Here is a 15,915-nt window from a genome sequence, read left to right on the forward strand (position 1 = left end):
GGTGACACCGACTGAGGAGCACAACATGGCGACGAAAATCGAGGACTTGCCCATCGAAGTCACCCAAGGCGAGTTGGTGACCCGGTACATCGAGTGGGGCGACATGGCGGTCCGGTACGCCAGCGTGCCGGCCGCGACCGACTTCGGCCCGGTCCTGCAAGGACTGCCCGACGACCGTTGCCCCAGCCCACACTGGGGAATCGTGCTGGAAGGGTCGTTACGGCTCGAGCATGCCGACGGCACGGTGGAGACCGCCAACGCGGGGGAGGTCTACCACTGGCCGGCCGGGCACACCGCCACCTCCACCGGGGGAGCTGTCTTCCTCGAGGTCGGTCCGGTGGCGCAGATGCGTCAGTTCCACGACCACGCGCTGCGCTTGTTCGGCTGATCGCCGCGACTCGACCTCCAAGGAGCAGCAATGAACGGCACGCCAGCACTGACCATGCTCGAATCGGTCCGCGGCGAGGTGATCACGGCACAGTCACCCGGTTACGACCAGGCCCGCTCGGTGTACAACGGGATGATCGACCGCAAACCCCTCGCGATCGTCGGCGCCGTCGACGTCGCTGATGTGCGCACCGCCGTCGACGCCGCCCGGGAGAGCGGGCTCGACCTCGCCGTCCGCGCCGGCGGCCACAGCGTGCCCGGTTTCGGCACCGTCGACGACGGCATCGTCTTGGACCTCGGTGCGATGAAGGGCATCCGCATCGATCCCGAGCAGCGGACCGCCCGGGTACAGGGTGGCTGCACCTGGGGCGACTTCGACCACGCCGCGCACACCTTCGGCCTCGCCACCACCGGCGGCATCATCTCGACCACCGGTGTGGCCGGCCTGACGCTCGGCGGTGGTATCGGCTACCTCGCTCGTGCCCACGGGCTCTCCATCGACAACCTCCGCTCCGCCGACGTCGTCCTGGCCGACGGCACCTTCGTGACCGCGAACGCGACCGAGCACCCCGACCTGTTCTGGGCGTTGCGCGGCGGCGGCGGCAACTTCGGTGTGGTGACCGACATGGAGTTCGACCTGCACGCGGTGGACACCATCTACGGCGGACCCATGTTCTTCGAGCTCGAGGCCGCCGAAGAACTGTTGCGGACCTATCGCGACTGGATCGCGGCGGCACCGCGCGCGATGGGTGCCTTCCCCGCGTTCCAGATCGCCCCACCGCTGCCCTTCATCCCCGAAGATCGAGTCGGCGAACCTTTCATGCTCCTGGTGTCGTGCTTCAATGGCAGCGACGAGGAAGGCGAAGCGCTGCTCGCGGACCTGCGAGCGGTGGCCGCACCGGTCGCCGAGCACGTCGGACGGATGCCCTATCCGGCCCTCAACGGCGCGTTCGACGCTCTGCTTCCCGCCGGGTTGCAGCACTACTGGAAGGCGGCGTTCCAACCCGAGCTCACCGACGGCGCCCTCGCCACCCATCTCGAGTTCGGTCCGCGGGTCCCCGCCATGCAGTCCACCATGCATCTCTACCCGATCGATGGCGCTGTGCACGATGTGGCGGTCGAGGCCACCGCGTTCGCCTATCGCACCGCGAACTTCGCTCCGGTCATCGCCGGCATGTGGTCGGATCCGACCGACAACGAAGCCAATATCGAGTGGGTGCGCGGCTACCACGCCGCGCTCGAACCGCATACCGCGGACGGCGGCTACATCAACTTCATGGCTTCCGACGACCAGAGCCGCATCCGCGCCAACTACGGCCCGAACTACGACCGCTTGGCGACGATCAAGAAGGCCTATGACCCCGCCAACCTGTTCCATCTCAACCAGAACATCGCACCGGCCGAGTAGGGCAGCGGTGAGGCGGTTCAATTGTCTCCGAATGTTCCCGGCACCGGGCACAATTGACAAGGAAGTCACCACGGCGTGGTGCTTCGACTACACCCGGCTACTTTGCCTGACCGAAGGTTGGTGAATCCCTCGATGTCGACATCGATGTACGACGAGGTCCTGCCGCGCGGCGAACGCGACGGCTTCGGATTGCGTGTCGGCGCGATCATCGACCGTGGCGGAGAAGTGCTGCTCCTAGAAGTGAACAGCACCGGCCCCATCCGGCTCACCCACAAACTCCCTGGCGCCACCGTGGGACCCGGAGAGTCGGTCGCCGCGGCACTGGTGCGGGGAGTGCGCGAGGAAACCGGTCTGACCGTCACCGGCATCCGGCATCATGTCGGCGACTTCGACTACCTGTCCCCAGCGGGAAAACCCGTGCGGCGCTTGCACTTCGCCGTCGAGGTGAAAGCCACCGGCCCCATCCTCCTCTCCGCCCACGCCGGGTACCTGTGGGTGTCCTTGGATCGAGAACTGCGCGTCACACCCTCGATTCGTGGCATCCTCACGGCCTACAAGGACCTCGCTGCCACTGAGTGACCACACCGGACGGTCGGTGTGGCTGCTCGACCGGTCTCGCAGGGACGGATGGTCATTCACCGGTCGAGCCGGCTCGCGAAGAAGTCCAGGATGGGACGGTTGTACTCGTCCTGCCAAAGATGATTCGCCAGGCTGCGCCGTCCTCCGCGAAGCAGGAAGTCCGGTTCACTCGGATAGCCGTGCGCGTTCAGCTGGCGCGCGGCCTTGACGGCGCACGACAGGTCGTTGATGCCGTCCATCTCGTGGTGAAAGAGCCGGAAACTCGGCTTGGTCAGTGCTTTTCCGTCATCCCAGCGGGCTTCGTTCGGGTAGCTCGGCGACGCACACGAAGCCCGCTCGGTGATCTGCTTGCCGGTCTCGTTGTCATACCCCGCGCCCTCGACCTTGATGCGCGGGGCCAGCCCCGCCTCGCACCTCCGATGCCAGCCGTAGGGGTCTCCGCTGGAGACCGGCGCGAAAGCTGTGACGAGCGCGTTGAAGTGCGTCGCTGCCCGCACTGTCATGTATCCGCCGGAGGACAAACCGGTGAGGAACACCGCGTCCTCACTGCCGGTGGGCCGCAGCGGTGGCATCACCTGCCGAATCACTTGCTCGATGAACGGCAGATCCAGATTCGGGCGGTCTCTGACCTCGTCGTCCCAGATCTTGCCGCAGACACGGCCTTGGTTGTCGCGGACCTCGCTCGACGAATTCAGCAGAAAGACGGCAAAGCCCTCTTCGACGGCAAGCTCACTGAATCGGACTTGCGCCGCTGTCAGGCCGAGATTCGACACGCACCACTGCACATGCTCACCACCACCGCCGTGCAGGACGATGATCGCGCCTTTGGCCCAGGACCGTGTCGGACCTTTCCACAGCACCTCGCGTGGGCCTCCCGACATCTCGACGACGGGGAATCGCCACCCGCGGTCCATGCACGGACGTTGCTGGGGCGAGGCTGCGCCCGGCTCGGTCCCGAGAACCTGTGCGACCGCACCGGTCACGAGAATCGTCGCGGTGATCACGGCCGACAGCACTACGCCGACCATCAACCGGACTTCGGACCCTTCATCTATCGGCACCCGATCCGGTGTAGTGGACATCCGAGACAGCGCGACGACCGGTTCCCGACCATGTTCACCACGTCTCGTCCGCGTCGATCCTCGGGGCCGGGTTGTCAGCTCGTTCGCGTCCCTGCCCTGAGGCTTGAACTCAGCCTCCATTGAACCACCACTACGCCGTGGACTTCGCGCTTCCAGCGCCAGAACCTGAGCGCTTGTTCGCAGCGTCGCGCGGCCTCGTCCGCCTCCGCCACCGGACTGCGACGCTGCCCGGTGGCGACGACGTCGACCCTTATTGAAAATGAAAACCATTAATGGTTCACTGTCCTCTCGTGTGGCACGCGGGATCGGCCGGTGTTCGAACCTCGGCCGATCGGCAGCCCTGTGCGCGCCGCACGGCAGCCCTATGTGAGATGAGGAACCACCCTGATGAAGATCAACAAGTTTGCGCTGTGCAGCGCGGCCGTCATCGCCTCGGTCGGCTTCGGGTCGAACGTGGCCTACGCCGCTCCGGCCGCCGAGGAGCCGGTCGGTTTCAGCGCGCACGCGACCGACACCCAGTCGATCATCAGCGTCGACGCCGGATCGCTCGTGGTCGAGGACGGGGCGCTGAAAGTCAAGGCTCCCAATGGTGATGTCGTCGCCGGTACGCCCTTGACGTTCACCATCGACGACTTCCAGTTCCCGATCGCCGCCGAGATCAGCGGGCGCGCAGCGACACTGACCCCGCGGATCGATCGGGACCACGCGACCTACAGGCCGGTCGCCCTGCCGTTCGAGGACAAGGCTCCGTGGAAGAACGAATACGACCGCGAGCAGGCGGCCTGGTCGCGTCTGACCAGCACGGTGGGCCTCGGCGCCGGAATCGGCACGCTGGTGGGCAGCCTCGGCGGTGCCGCGGTGGGTTGCGTGCTCGGTGGTGCCGTCGGTGCCACCGTCGCGGCGGCGACCATCGTCGGCCTGTTCGGTCCGTTCCTGCCCGCGGCGGCCATCGGTTGCCTCGGTGGCATCCTGGCGGTGGGCGCGCTGGGGACGGTCGCGGGGCAGATCCTGGTGACCGCGCCGGTGGCGATCGGGGCGGCGTTGCAGTACTTCAGCACGATCAACCAGCCCTTCCCGGCGAAGTAGCGCACGACGGCCGGCTGATCGGCGTTCGGCTGGTCGGGATCTCGTCGTCGAGGTCTCCGGTCGGTGTCGATTGGCTGGTCGCGCCGGCGTGCGATGTCCACTCTCGGGGTCTGGTCATCGGCGGGGATGGGCTTCGTCGCGATTCGAAGGTGTCGCCTGCCGCTGATCCTCGACAATTCATGGGTAGGCCGGCCGTGCTGCGGTCGGAACGTCCGTGCCGGGTGGGGCTCGGACGCGGTCGAAACCCTTGAGCTCGTGCTGGGTAGGGGGTGGTGCGGCGGTGGTCGCAGTGTCGTGCTGAAGGCGGACTCTGTTGTGGCACTGGGGAGTCCGGCCATGGGTACTCGGTGGGTGGTGGGCTTGCGCGAAGGTTGGAGGACGGGCAATGATGTGACTATTGAGAATCATTGTCATTAAGTGGTCGTTGGGGGCGCCCGGGTAGTGGAGCGCCCTCGGCAACTTCCGTGTACCTGGATAGAAGGGTGGAACCGCCCCTGCTCGCTCGGGGGAGGCATCGGTACACAGGCACATCGTTGGAAGCAGTTACGTTTTGCCCCAGCCGATTTCATGAGCCTCGGCTTCTGATGGGTTGGCGTTCGATCGAGGTTGCGTTGCATACAGAGTTACGTTTGACACCCCAGGTGAGCGGCCTGCTGCAGGATGTTCTCGCGCACCCCGGTGTGCTGTCGGGGATGGTCGAGGCGCTGGGTTCGCCGCTCAATGTCGTTGTGCCGCAGAAGATCGAGGAGAACGCGGCAACCTATCGATCGGTGTACGGCACGCATCGTCTGACCGGGCAGGTCTACTTCGCGCACAAGGCCAACAGGTCGACGGCGTTGATCCGTGAGCTGGCGGCCGGCGAGATCGGGGTGGACGTCGCCTCGCTCGGTGAGCTCCAGCATGTCCTGGCAGCCGGATTCGCGGGAGATCGAATCATGGCCACCGGTCCCAAGGACGCGGATTTCCTGTGGCTCGCGGCCAAGGTCGGTGCCATCGTGAACGCCGACTCCGAACAGGAGTTGACCGAGCTCGCCGAGATCACTGCCCGCCACCGGATGCCGGCCGTGCGCGCCATGATCCGGCTGTCGGCATTCGACTCGCCGGGCGTCAAGGTTCTCAGCCGACCCAGCAGGTTCGGTGTGCATCAGCGCGAACTCCCCTCGGTGTTCGACATCCTCGACCGACACCGCGACCGCATCGAGCTGTTGGGCGTGTCCTATCACCTCGACACCAACGGACTCGACGAGAAGGCACTGGCGCTCGACGGCTGCCTGCTCGCCATGCACGACGCCGTGACTCGCGGATTCGCACCGCGCGCGATCGACATCGGCGGCGGATTCGGAGCGAACTACCTCGCCGACCGGGACGAGTGGGAAAGTTACACAACGGAACTGAGCAAATCGGTGCTCGGTACTCGACCATCGATGACCTGGCAGAGCCACGGCTACGGATTGCGCGCCGAGGCGGGCACGCTGCGCGGAGCACTGGGCATCTACCCGAGCTATCGGCCGGTGGCCGGTGCGCGATACCTCGATGAGTTGCTGAGCCGCACCGCTCCGTCGCTGGGGCGCCCGTTCGCCACGCTGCTGATGGAGAGCATGTACGACCTCTACATCGAGCCGGGCCGAGCCCTGGTCGATCAGTGCGGGCTGACGCTGGCCCGGGTGGCCGAAGTTCGTTCGACCGCCGCCGGCGAGACCATGGTTCGGCTGGAGGCGAATTCGCGCGACATCAGTGCCGAGGACCACGCGGTCTTCATGGATCCCGTCTTTGTCTGCGACGACCCGATCGACGCCGATCCGGTCGGCGTCTACCTGTCCGGCAACCTGTGCCTCGAAGACGACCTGATCACCCGCCGAAGAGTGACACTGCCACGCATGCCGGTGCGCGGCGAGCTGCTCGCGTTCGTGAACACGGCGGGCTATTTCATGGATTTCGCCGCCGACCACGCCCTGATGCAACCCATCGCCCGGAAGGTCGCCGTCTATCCGGCCGGCGACAGCTGGCGATGGTGTCTCGATGATCAATACTGGCCCGTGAAAGGGAACCGCGAATGAAGTTCGACAGCATTCTCGACGTCATCGGTGATACGCCACTCGTTCGTATCGATCCGGGTGTTCACGGCCTGCGCAACGTCGATCTCTACGCGAAAATGGAAATGCTCAACCCGTTCGGATCGGTCAAGGATCGTCCGGCCTGGAACATGGCGAGGGCCGGTCTGGCCGAGGCGGTCGAGCGCGGTGACGCGATCGTGGAACTGTCCAGCGGCAATACCGCCAAGGCGCTGGCGGTTGTCGCCGCCATGCATGGGCTGCCGTTCAAGAGCGTGACCAACCGCATGAAGGTCCCCGAGCTCAAGGACCTGCTGCTGCTGCTCGGTGCGCAGATCGAAGAGCTGCCCGGTCAGACCGAGTGCCTCGACCCGACAGACTCCGAGGACCCGCTGACGCGGATGTACCGGATGCTGTCGGAGGAAGGCAACGGCCACCTGCACACCGACCAATACTTCAATCCGCGCAATCCAGAAGCGCATCGAGTCGGGACGGCTCCGGAGATCATCAAGGATCTCGATGGTGAGGGCCCGGACATCTTCATCGCCTGCGTGGGCACCGCGGGCTCGTCCACGGGCGTGGCCACTGTGCTGCGGGAGAACAATCCCGACGTCAGGGTGGTCGGGTTGGTGTCGACCAAATCGGACTTCATTCCGGGAATCCGTAATATCGACGAGGTCAACGAGGTCGGCCTGTTCGATCCGAACAATTACGATGTGCTCGAGCCGGTTTCGGCCCAGCAGGCCATCGACGGCATGCTCGTACTCAACCGTCGCTGCGGAATCCTGGGCGGGCCGACAGCGGGTGCGGCCTATTTCGGCGCCGTGCGCCACCTCGCCTCGATCGACGCGACGCTGGAAACGCGGAAATCCGCGGTCTTCATCGTGTGTGACCGGGTCGAGAGCTACATGAGCTACGTGCGCCGGCTACGCCCGGAACTGCTGAAGCAACCCGCCCGGCCGAACTCCCTCGACACCGTGACCGAGGACGAACTGTGTTCGGTCGAGTCGATGGATGTCACCGCCGCGCGAGACTGGATTTCTGTCGAGCGCCCCGTCGTGGTCGATCTCCGCGGTTCCTTCGCCTATTCGACGTTGCACATCGAGGGCTCCATCAACATCGTCGACGAGTTGTTCGACGAGTTGGTGCGCGGGGGCCTGCCGTTCGGCGCAGGCCAGCCCGCGCTGCTGGTGTGCCCGGTGGGCGAGAAGTCGGCGCGCTACGCGGCGCTGCTGACTCGCATGGGTCATCGTGACGTGCGAAGTCTGCGCGGCGGTGTCGTGGCCTGGCGCGACGCGGGCGCCCCGCTGGTACGGGATTGACGCGATGACCATGAACGCCGACCCCGCGGTACTGGACCGACTCGCCGACTGGCAGCAGCGACTCCGCCGGCAGTTCCCGATCATCGCGGGAAACCCCAGGCCGGCCTACCTCGACAGCGCGGCCACCGCCCAGAAGCCCGCGGCAGTCCTCGACGCCGTCAACGAGTTCTTGACCGGTGACAACGCCAACGTCGGACGAGGGTCCTACCCGTGGGCGACCAGCACCACCGCGCGCGTCGACCGCGCGCGTGACCGTGTGCGAAAAGCATTGGGAGACGACGACTCCGATTCCTCGGTGGAGTTCGTCAGCGGCACCAGCGCGGGACTGCGCGCGGTCGCGCAGGACTGGCTCGCCGAGTTGCTCGCCGACGGCGACGAGATCATCGTGCCGTTCGGCGACCACCAGTCGAACCTGCGGCCGTGGCTCGATCTCCGGGTCGCTTTGGCCCGCCGAGGCGTGCGCATCGCGGTCAAGGCGATGCCCGTGGACGCGGCATCGGGCGACTACGACCATCGCGCGCTGCCCTCGTTGCTGAACGCCCGCACGAAGTTCGTCGCGGCGACCCACGTCCACCACGTGTTCGGCGCGGATATGAATGTGCACCGGATTCGCGAAGCGGTCGGACCGGACGTACCGATCTGCCTGGACGCCGCCCAGAGTGTCGGGCACGGGCCGGTCTCGGTCGCCGATCTGGATGTGGACTTCGTCGTCTTCTCCGGACACAAGATGATGGCGCTACCGGGGATCGGCGCGGTCTGGGCACGCAATCGGCGTGGTCCACGATTCACCAGGCAGGGGTGGGCGGGAACACCGAACACCGCGGGCATCGTCAGTATGACGGCGGCGTTCGACTGGCTCGATGCGGCCGGTCTCGCTGATGTCAGGGCCTGGAATTCCGCGCTGAGCGCACGCCTGACCGACGGGTTGAGCGCCTTCGACGGAGTGCAGGTATTGGGCTGCCAGGACAGTCTCTCCCTGGACTCGACCGTGCAGCATCGGGAGAGCATCGTCACCTTCCGACACCGCCGGGTGCGCTCCGATGATCTGGGATTCGTCTTGGCCGACGAGGGAATCATGGTGCGCGCCGACAGCCACTGCCAAGCCGGTCGCGACAGCCGAGACCACGCCGTGCGCGTCAGTGTCCATGTCTACAACACCCCGGCCGAGATCGATCGGCTGCTCGCCGTGGTCGGCCGATGCGAGAGGATGCAGAGTTGAGCCCCACTGTTGCCATTGTGGACATCTACGCTCCGACACTGCCGTTGGCACAGGCGTTTCTGGACGCGGGTGCGCGCGTGGTGCGTGTGCAGAGCACCGTCGATGTCCCACCCGCCTATCGCGCCAGGCCGGATCTGAGCAGCTTCGTCGCCGACATCGTCCATCGCGGCGACTTCTCTGCGACGCGCGACGCGGTCGCCGCCCACCGACCCGACTTCGTCATCACCGGCGGAGAAACGGGCGTCGAGTTGGCCGACCGGCTCAGCGAGTCACTGGGATTGCCCACCAACGGCAGTGCGCTCAGTGCCGCACGCCGGGACAAGTTCATCCAGAACGAGACCTTGCGTCTCGCGGGGATTCGCGCCACGAGGCAGGTGCTGGTTTCCGATGAGCAGAAGCTGCGGGCGTGGCACGGCGAGATCGGCGGCCGGGTCGTGGTGAAGCCGGTGCGCAGCGCGGGCAACGACGGAGTTCGCTTCTGCGCCACACCGGATGACTCGGTCGCCGCCTACCGCGAGATCCACGGCAGTACCAATGTGTTCGGACGATCCAACGACGCTGTTGTCGCCCAGGAGTACCTGGTCGGCACCGAGTACGCCGTGAACACGGTCAGTTCCCACGGTCGCCACCGTGTCACCGACATCTGGCGGTACGCCAAGATGACGGTCAACGGTGTCGTCGACCGGCACGCGGGGGTGTTCTCCACCCCGGCCGAGCAGGTACCGGAACTGATCGGCTACGCCCGCGCCGTTCTCGACGCGCTGGGCGTGCACCACGGTCCCGCACACCTCGAGATCATGCTGACCCCCGACGGTCCCTGCCTGGTAGAGGCCGGAATCCGACTCTGCGGTGGTGGCGCCGCGTATTACGCGCACCTCGCCGGCGGCGAGTCGCAGCTGGAATGGACGGTCGACGCCTATCTGCACCCGCAGCGATTCGAGCGGGAGTACGTGCGGCCGAACAGCATCGAACGGCATGTCGTGATGGCGTATCTGACCTCGCCGGTCGAGGGGGTGCTCGAGGACTACCCGCTGCTCGAGCAGGTGCGGGCGCTGCCGAGTTTCCACCAGGAGCACCTGTCGGTGCGGCCGGGCGAGCAGCTTCCCCGCACGGTCGATGACTGCACCGAACCGTTGATGGTCGGCCTGGCCCACTCGGTCGCCCAGGTCGTGGCCGACGACTTCCGTGCGGTTAACTACCTCGACGGGCCGGGCTTCTATCGGGTGCGGACGTGAGGTCGGGCTCGCACGTCGTCGTCCTGCACCGCTGGCGTGACCCGATGCGCCGAACCGGACCAGGACGCCGACTCGGGCGTGAGGACCGCGTGGTGACAGGTGATCCGCCGGGCACCGACCGATCGTGCTGACGGCGCCAGCTGCTCACACCGATGGCGTTCGGAGACAGGAAGTTCGGCGTAGAGCCGACACCGTGCCCGGAACGCGCATCCTTGCGGCCGGTCGGACTTGGCGCCCGGATCGGGACACTCGCCGGTGAGTACCGCCGCGCGTCGTGCTCGCGCGGTGCACACGTCCAGAGTGGGGGTGGCGGCGATGAGTGCCCGCGTGTAGGGATGCAGGGGCTGGTCGAGGACCTCGCCGACCGGACCCGATTCCACCACTTTCCCCAGGTACATGACCGCGACGTGTTCGACGGCCTGCCTGGTGAGCGAGAGATCGTGGGAGACCATCAGAAACGCCAGATCGAACTGGTCGCGCAGCTCGGTGAGCAGGTCGATGATCCCCGCGCGCAGCGACATGTCCAACGCCGACACCGGTTCGTCCAGCAGCACCAGGCGCGGTCTGGGCGCGAGGGCGCGCGCGATTGCCACCCGTTGGCGTTGCCCGCCGGACAGGCGTGCGGGCCGTCGCTCGGCGCAGTCTTCGTCCAGGCCGACCAGATCCAGGAGTTCGCGGGCTCGGGCACGGGCGTTCGCGCGTGACCACCCGTGGATGCGCAGGGGTTCGGCGATGAGATCGGCCACGGTCATCGTCGGGTTCAGCGAAGCGGTCGGATCCTGCATGACCATCTGCACGTGTTGGCGCAGTTTCGCGCGATCGCGCCGTCGCAGAGCGGCGAGATCGCGCCCGAGAACCTCGATCGTGCCCGCCGCCGGCCGGCGCAGGCCGATGATCTCACGCAGCAATGTCGTCTTCCCGCAGCCTGATTCGCCGATCAGCGCCAGTGCCTGTCCGGCAGCGAGATCGAGGTCGACGCCGTCGACCGCGGTGACCTCGTGGCCGCGGCGTGCGGTGAAGTGTTTGCGCAGGCCGGTGACCCGCAGCACCGGGTTCCCGGCGGGCCGCCCGTGGCCGGCCGAGGACGTCGTGGCGGTCAGCAGGGAGCGCAGCTCACCGCTGGCGGGCGAGGTGAACAGGGTTTCCACCGCGCCCTGCTCGACGAGCACCCCGTGGTTCATGACCGCGACGCGTTCGCAGGAGCGTGCCACCACACCGAGGTCATGGGTGATGAGCAGCAACGCGGCACCGGTCTCGGTGCGCACATCATCGAGCAGATCGAGAATCTGGGCCGCGACGGTGACATCGAGCGCGCTGGTCGGTTCGTCGGCGATGATCAGCTCGGGGCTGTTGGCCATGGCCATGGCGATGCCGACCCGTTGGCGCATGCCGCCGGAGAACTCGTGTGGCAGTGCCGAGATCCTGGTTCGTGCGGCGGGGATGCCCACCGCGTCCAACAGCTCGACAGCGCGGTGGGTCGCGTCGTGTCGGCTGATGCCGCGTTGGTGGATGGTGAGCGCCTCGATGACCTGAGCGCCGACCGAGAGCACCGGCGTCAACGAGCCGAGAGGATCTTGATGCACCATCGCCACCCGGCGCCCTCGCAACCGCGAGAACTCCTGGTCGGGCAGATCGAGCAGTTCCAGGCCGGTCAGTCGCACCGATCCCGCGACGCGGGCAGAGGCGGGCAGCAGCCCCATCACCGCGAGCGCGGTCGCGGATTTGCCCGACCCCGACTCACCGACCAGGGCGAGGGATTCGCGCGCGGCCACGGTGAGCGTGAGACCGTCGACCGCCCTGGTCCGGCCGCTGCGGTGGGTGAAAGTGACTGTCAGATCGTCGATTTCGAGCAGTGGGCTCATGGGGTCCTCTCATCGTCGCGCAAGCCTTCGCCGAGGACCGCGGTGGCCAGCACGGTGGCCGCGAGGAAGCCGACCGGCGCCACGAACACCCACGGAAAGGTCAGGGCCGAGCCGGTTCCCGTGGCCACCAGCGTGCCGAGGGAGACATCGGGTGGTTGGACGCCGAAACCGAAGTAGCTCAGCCCGGCTTCGGTGAGTACGGCGGTGGCGACATTCATGGTGCAGTCGATGATCAACAGCGGCGCCATCTGCGGCAGCATGTGTCTGGTGATGATCCGGGCGGTCGAGGCGCCCATGTTCTCCGCGGCGATGACGAACCCCGAGGTGCGCAGACTCCGTGCCCGTGCCCGCACCACGCGCGAGGTCAGCATCCATTGAAATGCCGAGATCAGCACGATCAGCACCAGCCAGGACTGCCCGCGCAGGGCGGGGGAGAGCACGGCGACCACCAGGATCGGCGGCAACACCAGCAAGATGTCGACAACCGTCATGAGGGCACGGTCGGTCTTTCCGCCGAGATAGCCCGCGACGGTGCCGATCGCCGCGGCCAGCACGGTGGTGAGTACCGCGGCGAGCAACCCGATCACCAGTGACTTCTGCAGCCCTCGAAGACACAGTGCGAGCACGTCTTCGCCGAGGCGTCCTGTTCCGAGTGGGTGCGCCGGGGAGGGCGGGCCCAAGATGTTGGTGAGGTCTTGCTGGGTGTGGCTGTGAGGCAGTAGATGCGGACCGACGAACGCGGCGATTGCCAGCAGGATCAGGACGGCGGCACCGAAGAACACACCGGGACGTCGGCGCAGGGCCGCTCGCAGGGATACCGCACCATCGATCATGTTCGTGTCCGTGGGTCGAGGACGGCGAGGGCGATCTCGGCGATCCAGCCGACGGTGACGACCAGGATCGCCATCAGCAGCGTCGCTGTCGCCACCACCATGGCGTCCTGGTGCTCGACCGCGCTCATGAGCCAATCGCCGAGTCCGTGCCAGCCGAAGATCCGTTCGGTGAAGACACCGCCGGCCAGATGCAGTCCGAAGCTGAACGCGATCAGCGCGGTCATCGGGATCAACGCCATGCGTAGGCCGTGGGTGCGGATGGCCCCGAAACGGGTCAGCCCGCGGGCGCGCGCCGCGCGCAGGAACTCGCTGTCGAGCACCTCGAGCATCGCCGCACGCTGGAATCTGCTGTAGAACGCGATCTGGGGGAGTGCGATGGTCACCGTGGGCAGGATCAGATGCCGGAGGCGGTCGGTCATCGCGGCCCAGCCGGTCAGGTCGGATCCCGGTGTCCGCTCGCCGCTGAACGGCAGCAGGTCGGTACCCGCGGCCTCGTTGATCGGGAGCCAGAGAATCTTCAGTACGGTACCGAGGACGAACACCGGGATCGCCAGCAGCACAAGGGCGATCGTCATCGACGCGGTATCGGAGAAGCGGCCTGCCCGCAGCGCTCCCCACAATCCGAACGCGATGCCGAGCACCACCGCGGCCGCACTGCCGGGCAGGAACAGCCGAAGACTCGCACCGGCTCGTTGCCCCACCTGCTCGGAGATGTCGTGACCAGCCACGGTCACGCCGAAATCACCGGACGGCACCGCCGCGACCCAGGTGAGAAAGCGAGTGGGGATGGGCTGGTCGAGACCGAGTTCGGCGGCACGCGCGTCGAGAACCGTCTGCGGTGTCGGGGGCTGTGTGGTGCGCAAGTCAGCGAGCGGATCGAAGGTCAGTGAGGCGAGGGTGTAGGTCAACAGGACTGCGGCGAAACACAATCCGGCCCAGCCCGCCAGCCGAATGCCCAGCCGTCGCGCCATCCGCAGGGTCGGGGAGGCGGGCGCCAGGAGGCGGCCGTCACCGCGGGTTGTCACTGCATGAACCCGGCCTGAGCGAACCCATAGGCCCCGAGGCCGCGGGCGCCGTAGTTGGCCAGGTCGGCACGCACCGCGTAGGCGCCGGATTCGGGATAGAGCGGCAGGTGATGGGCGTATTTCCAGGCCAGAACGTCGATCTCGTTGGCGAGTTCGTCGCGCTGGGTGGTGTCGAACTCGGCAATCGCGCGATCGTAGAGTTCCTGGATTCCGGGCACCGAGACCCGGCCGAAGTTGTTGCCCGCCTTCGCGCCGACCGGTTCCTGGAACACCGGGCGGTCGTGGGAGATCGGGTACGGCGACTTCGTCCACTCGAAGGCGATGAGATCGAAGTTGCCCGGCTGCAGGTAGCTGCTCTGGAAACGGTCGACCGGCACCGACTCGACCGTGGTCCCGATACCGACCTGCGCCAGCTGTTCGGCGATCACACCGGAGACCGCGCGCCCGGTCGGGGTGGCCTGGACGACGAACCGAAGGTTCAGCCGTTCACCGTCTTTGGCGCGCGTGGCACCGTCGAGCACCCAGCCGAGTCCGTCGAGTGCCGTCTTCGCGGCGTCCTGGTCGAAGGGCAGGGTCGCTGAGTTGTCCTGGTAGCCGGCATAGCCGGGCGGAACGATGTGGTTGCCGACCGCCTCGGTGCCCGGCGCGATCGGGCCGACGACGACATCGGTCACCTGCTGCGGATCGATCGCCTGGGCGACAGCGATGCGCAGCCGTTCATCGGCCAGGCGCGATCCGGCCGCACCGTTGAAGGTGAGCTGACCGGCCCGGCGTTCGGTGGCCTGCCGGATCTCGACGCCGGGGATGGATTTGGCGCGAGTGAACAGATCGATGTCACCACCGATCGGATACAGATCGATGCCGCCGTTGGCCAGTTCGTCGGCGCGGGCGGCCGGAGCGAGAACGCGGAAGATGACGCGATCCAACGTCGCCGGCGTCGCCCACCACTGGGCGTTCCGCCGCAGCGTGACGACCTTGGCCGTGGTGTCGATCGAGGCGACCTCGAAAGGTCCGGACGTGACGGCGGGGCCGTCGAGCCAGGACTTGTTGAACGCTTCGGCGTTCTCGGTGACCTCGACCGGCACCAGCGGCCGGAACAACCCTTGCCAGTCCGCGAACGGCTTGGCGAAGGTGAGTATCGCCTCCTTGTCGGTGGCGCCGCGCTCGACCTGGGCCACGTCCTGATATCCGACGTGGTTGTTGACCTCGTACCCGGTGTCGGTCCCGTTGAGCGCGGCCCAGTGTCCGCGCAGGTCCAGCCAGCTGAGCGAGCGTCCGTTGCTCCAGACCGCCTGCTCGGCGATGACGTAGCGCACGACCTGCGGGTCGGTGGACACCAACTCGATCGAGTCGAAGAAGTTGCGGTTCACCGCCGGTACGCCGTCGGCGGTGTCGAGGAAGGCACTCGGCAGGATCGCCTCGGCGAGCTGGTAGGTCACGACGCGGGCGCCGTCGACCTGCTTGGGGTTGAAGTTCGACGGCAACGCGTCGATGGGTACGCGCAGGTCTCCGCCGTCGCGCAGTGCTGTGGGGTCCTGCTGGTTGATGTCGGGTTGCGCGAGGCTGTGCTCGGGACGAACAGACTCTGGGTTGCCTGCGCAACCGGTGATGCTCATCGCCGCGACCAGTACCAGCCCGCCCAGCGTTGATGCCGTGCCTCTGAACCGCATGTGTGTCCTCAATCTGCGCCCCGATGCCGGGGCCGAGTAATCGTCGATCCGGGGCAACGTATCGTAAGTGACAATCATTTTCAATAAGAACGACAGGGTTCGGGTGCGCTTCGCTAATGGTAATGGTTTTCATTGTGCGTGTTAGGGTTTCATCGC

At 66.7% G+C, this 15,915-nt stretch carries 13 protein-coding genes; 8 read left to right on the forward strand and 5 right to left on the reverse strand.

Annotated features, from left to right (window positions below; all coding sequences use genetic code 11):
• Window positions 1-25 precede the first annotated feature (25 nt).
• The 3 genes from BOX37_RS14670 (at window position 26) to BOX37_RS14680 (ending at window position 2,374) form a co-directional block, all read left to right on the forward strand.
• A complete protein-coding gene (locus BOX37_RS14670; RefSeq protein ID WP_084759684.1) occupies window positions 26-388 on the forward strand; it encodes a cupin domain-containing protein in 363 nt (120 codons plus the stop codon).
• Between the two features lie 30 nt (window positions 389-418).
• Window positions 419-1,795 (forward strand): FAD-binding oxidoreductase, encoded by a 1,377-nt coding sequence (locus tag BOX37_RS14675; RefSeq protein WP_071928136.1) that lies wholly within the window; start codon window positions 419-421, stop codon window positions 1,793-1,795.
• A 132-nt stretch (window positions 1,796-1,927) separates the two neighbouring features.
• The gene (locus BOX37_RS14680; RefSeq protein ID WP_071931509.1) at window positions 1,928-2,374 is read left to right on the forward strand and encodes an NUDIX hydrolase; all 447 of its coding nucleotides are present in this window, start codon (window positions 1,928-1,930) and stop codon (window positions 2,372-2,374) included.
• 56 nt (window positions 2,375-2,430) lie between these two features.
• On the opposite strand, the gene BOX37_RS14685 is transcribed toward BOX37_RS14680, so the two are convergent.
• Window positions 2,431-3,147, reverse strand: a complete 717-nt coding sequence (locus BOX37_RS14685; protein WP_156910412.1) for an alpha/beta hydrolase family protein — start codon at window positions 3,145-3,147, stop codon at window positions 2,431-2,433.
• 696 nt (window positions 3,148-3,843) lie between these two features.
• On the opposite strand from BOX37_RS14685, the gene BOX37_RS14690 reads away from it, so the two are divergent.
• The 5 genes from BOX37_RS14690 to BOX37_RS14710 all read left to right on the forward strand — a co-directional run bounded on the left by BOX37_RS14690 (window position 3,844) and on the right by BOX37_RS14710 (window position 10,369).
• Window positions 3,844-4,542 carry a DUF8020 domain-containing protein gene (locus BOX37_RS14690; protein WP_071928138.1) on the forward strand — a complete coding sequence of 233 codons (699 nt, stop codon included), beginning with the start codon at window positions 3,844-3,846 and terminating at the stop codon, window positions 4,540-4,542.
• Between the two features lie 629 nt (window positions 4,543-5,171).
• The gene (locus BOX37_RS14695; protein WP_206045833.1) at window positions 5,172-6,599 is read left to right on the forward strand and encodes a type III PLP-dependent enzyme domain-containing protein; all 1,428 of its coding nucleotides are present in this window, start codon (window positions 5,172-5,174) and stop codon (window positions 6,597-6,599) included.
• Entirely contained in the window at window positions 6,596-7,915 is a 1,320-nt protein-coding gene (locus tag BOX37_RS14700; RefSeq protein ID WP_071928140.1) for a pyridoxal-phosphate dependent enzyme, read from the forward strand. The genes BOX37_RS14695 and BOX37_RS14700 overlap by 4 nt, the downstream gene beginning before the upstream one ends.
• A gap of 4 nt (window positions 7,916-7,919) precedes the next feature.
• The gene (locus BOX37_RS14705) at window positions 7,920-9,134 is read left to right on the forward strand and encodes an aminotransferase class V-fold PLP-dependent enzyme (protein WP_071928141.1); all 1,215 of its coding nucleotides are present in this window, start codon (window positions 7,920-7,922) and stop codon (window positions 9,132-9,134) included.
• Window positions 9,131-10,369 carry an ATP-grasp domain-containing protein gene (locus tag BOX37_RS14710; protein ID WP_240505349.1) on the forward strand — a complete coding sequence of 413 codons (1,239 nt, stop codon included), beginning with the start codon at window positions 9,131-9,133 and terminating at the stop codon, window positions 10,367-10,369. The genes BOX37_RS14705 and BOX37_RS14710 overlap by 4 nt, the downstream gene beginning before the upstream one ends.
• Here BOX37_RS14710 and BOX37_RS14715 read toward each other — a convergent pair.
• The 4 genes from BOX37_RS14715 to BOX37_RS14730 are packed head-to-tail and all read right to left on the reverse strand — an operon-like array spanning window position 10,351 to window position 15,759.
• Window positions 10,351-12,231, reverse strand: a complete 1,881-nt coding sequence (locus BOX37_RS14715) for a dipeptide ABC transporter ATP-binding protein (protein WP_071928143.1) — start codon at window positions 12,229-12,231, stop codon at window positions 10,351-10,353. The genes BOX37_RS14710 and BOX37_RS14715 overlap by 19 nt on opposite strands.
• The gene (locus tag BOX37_RS14720) at window positions 12,228-13,064 is read right to left on the reverse strand and encodes an ABC transporter permease (RefSeq protein WP_071928144.1); all 837 of its coding nucleotides are present in this window, start codon (window positions 13,062-13,064) and stop codon (window positions 12,228-12,230) included. The genes BOX37_RS14715 and BOX37_RS14720 overlap by 4 nt, the downstream gene beginning before the upstream one ends.
• Window positions 13,061-14,089, reverse strand: coding sequence for an ABC transporter permease (locus tag BOX37_RS14725; protein WP_240505350.1), 1,029 nt, complete (start codon window positions 14,087-14,089; stop codon window positions 13,061-13,063). The genes BOX37_RS14720 and BOX37_RS14725 overlap by 4 nt, the downstream gene beginning before the upstream one ends.
• Window positions 14,086-15,759, reverse strand: a complete 1,674-nt coding sequence (locus tag BOX37_RS14730; protein ID WP_071928145.1) for an ABC transporter family substrate-binding protein — start codon at window positions 15,757-15,759, stop codon at window positions 14,086-14,088. Before BOX37_RS14730 ends, BOX37_RS14725 begins: the two co-directional genes overlap by 4 nt.
• Between the last annotated feature and the right edge of the window lie 156 nt (window positions 15,760-15,915).

This window comes from Nocardia mangyaensis, assembly GCF_001886715.1.
GTDB lineage: Bacteria > Actinomycetota > Actinomycetes > Mycobacteriales > Mycobacteriaceae > Nocardia > Nocardia mangyaensis.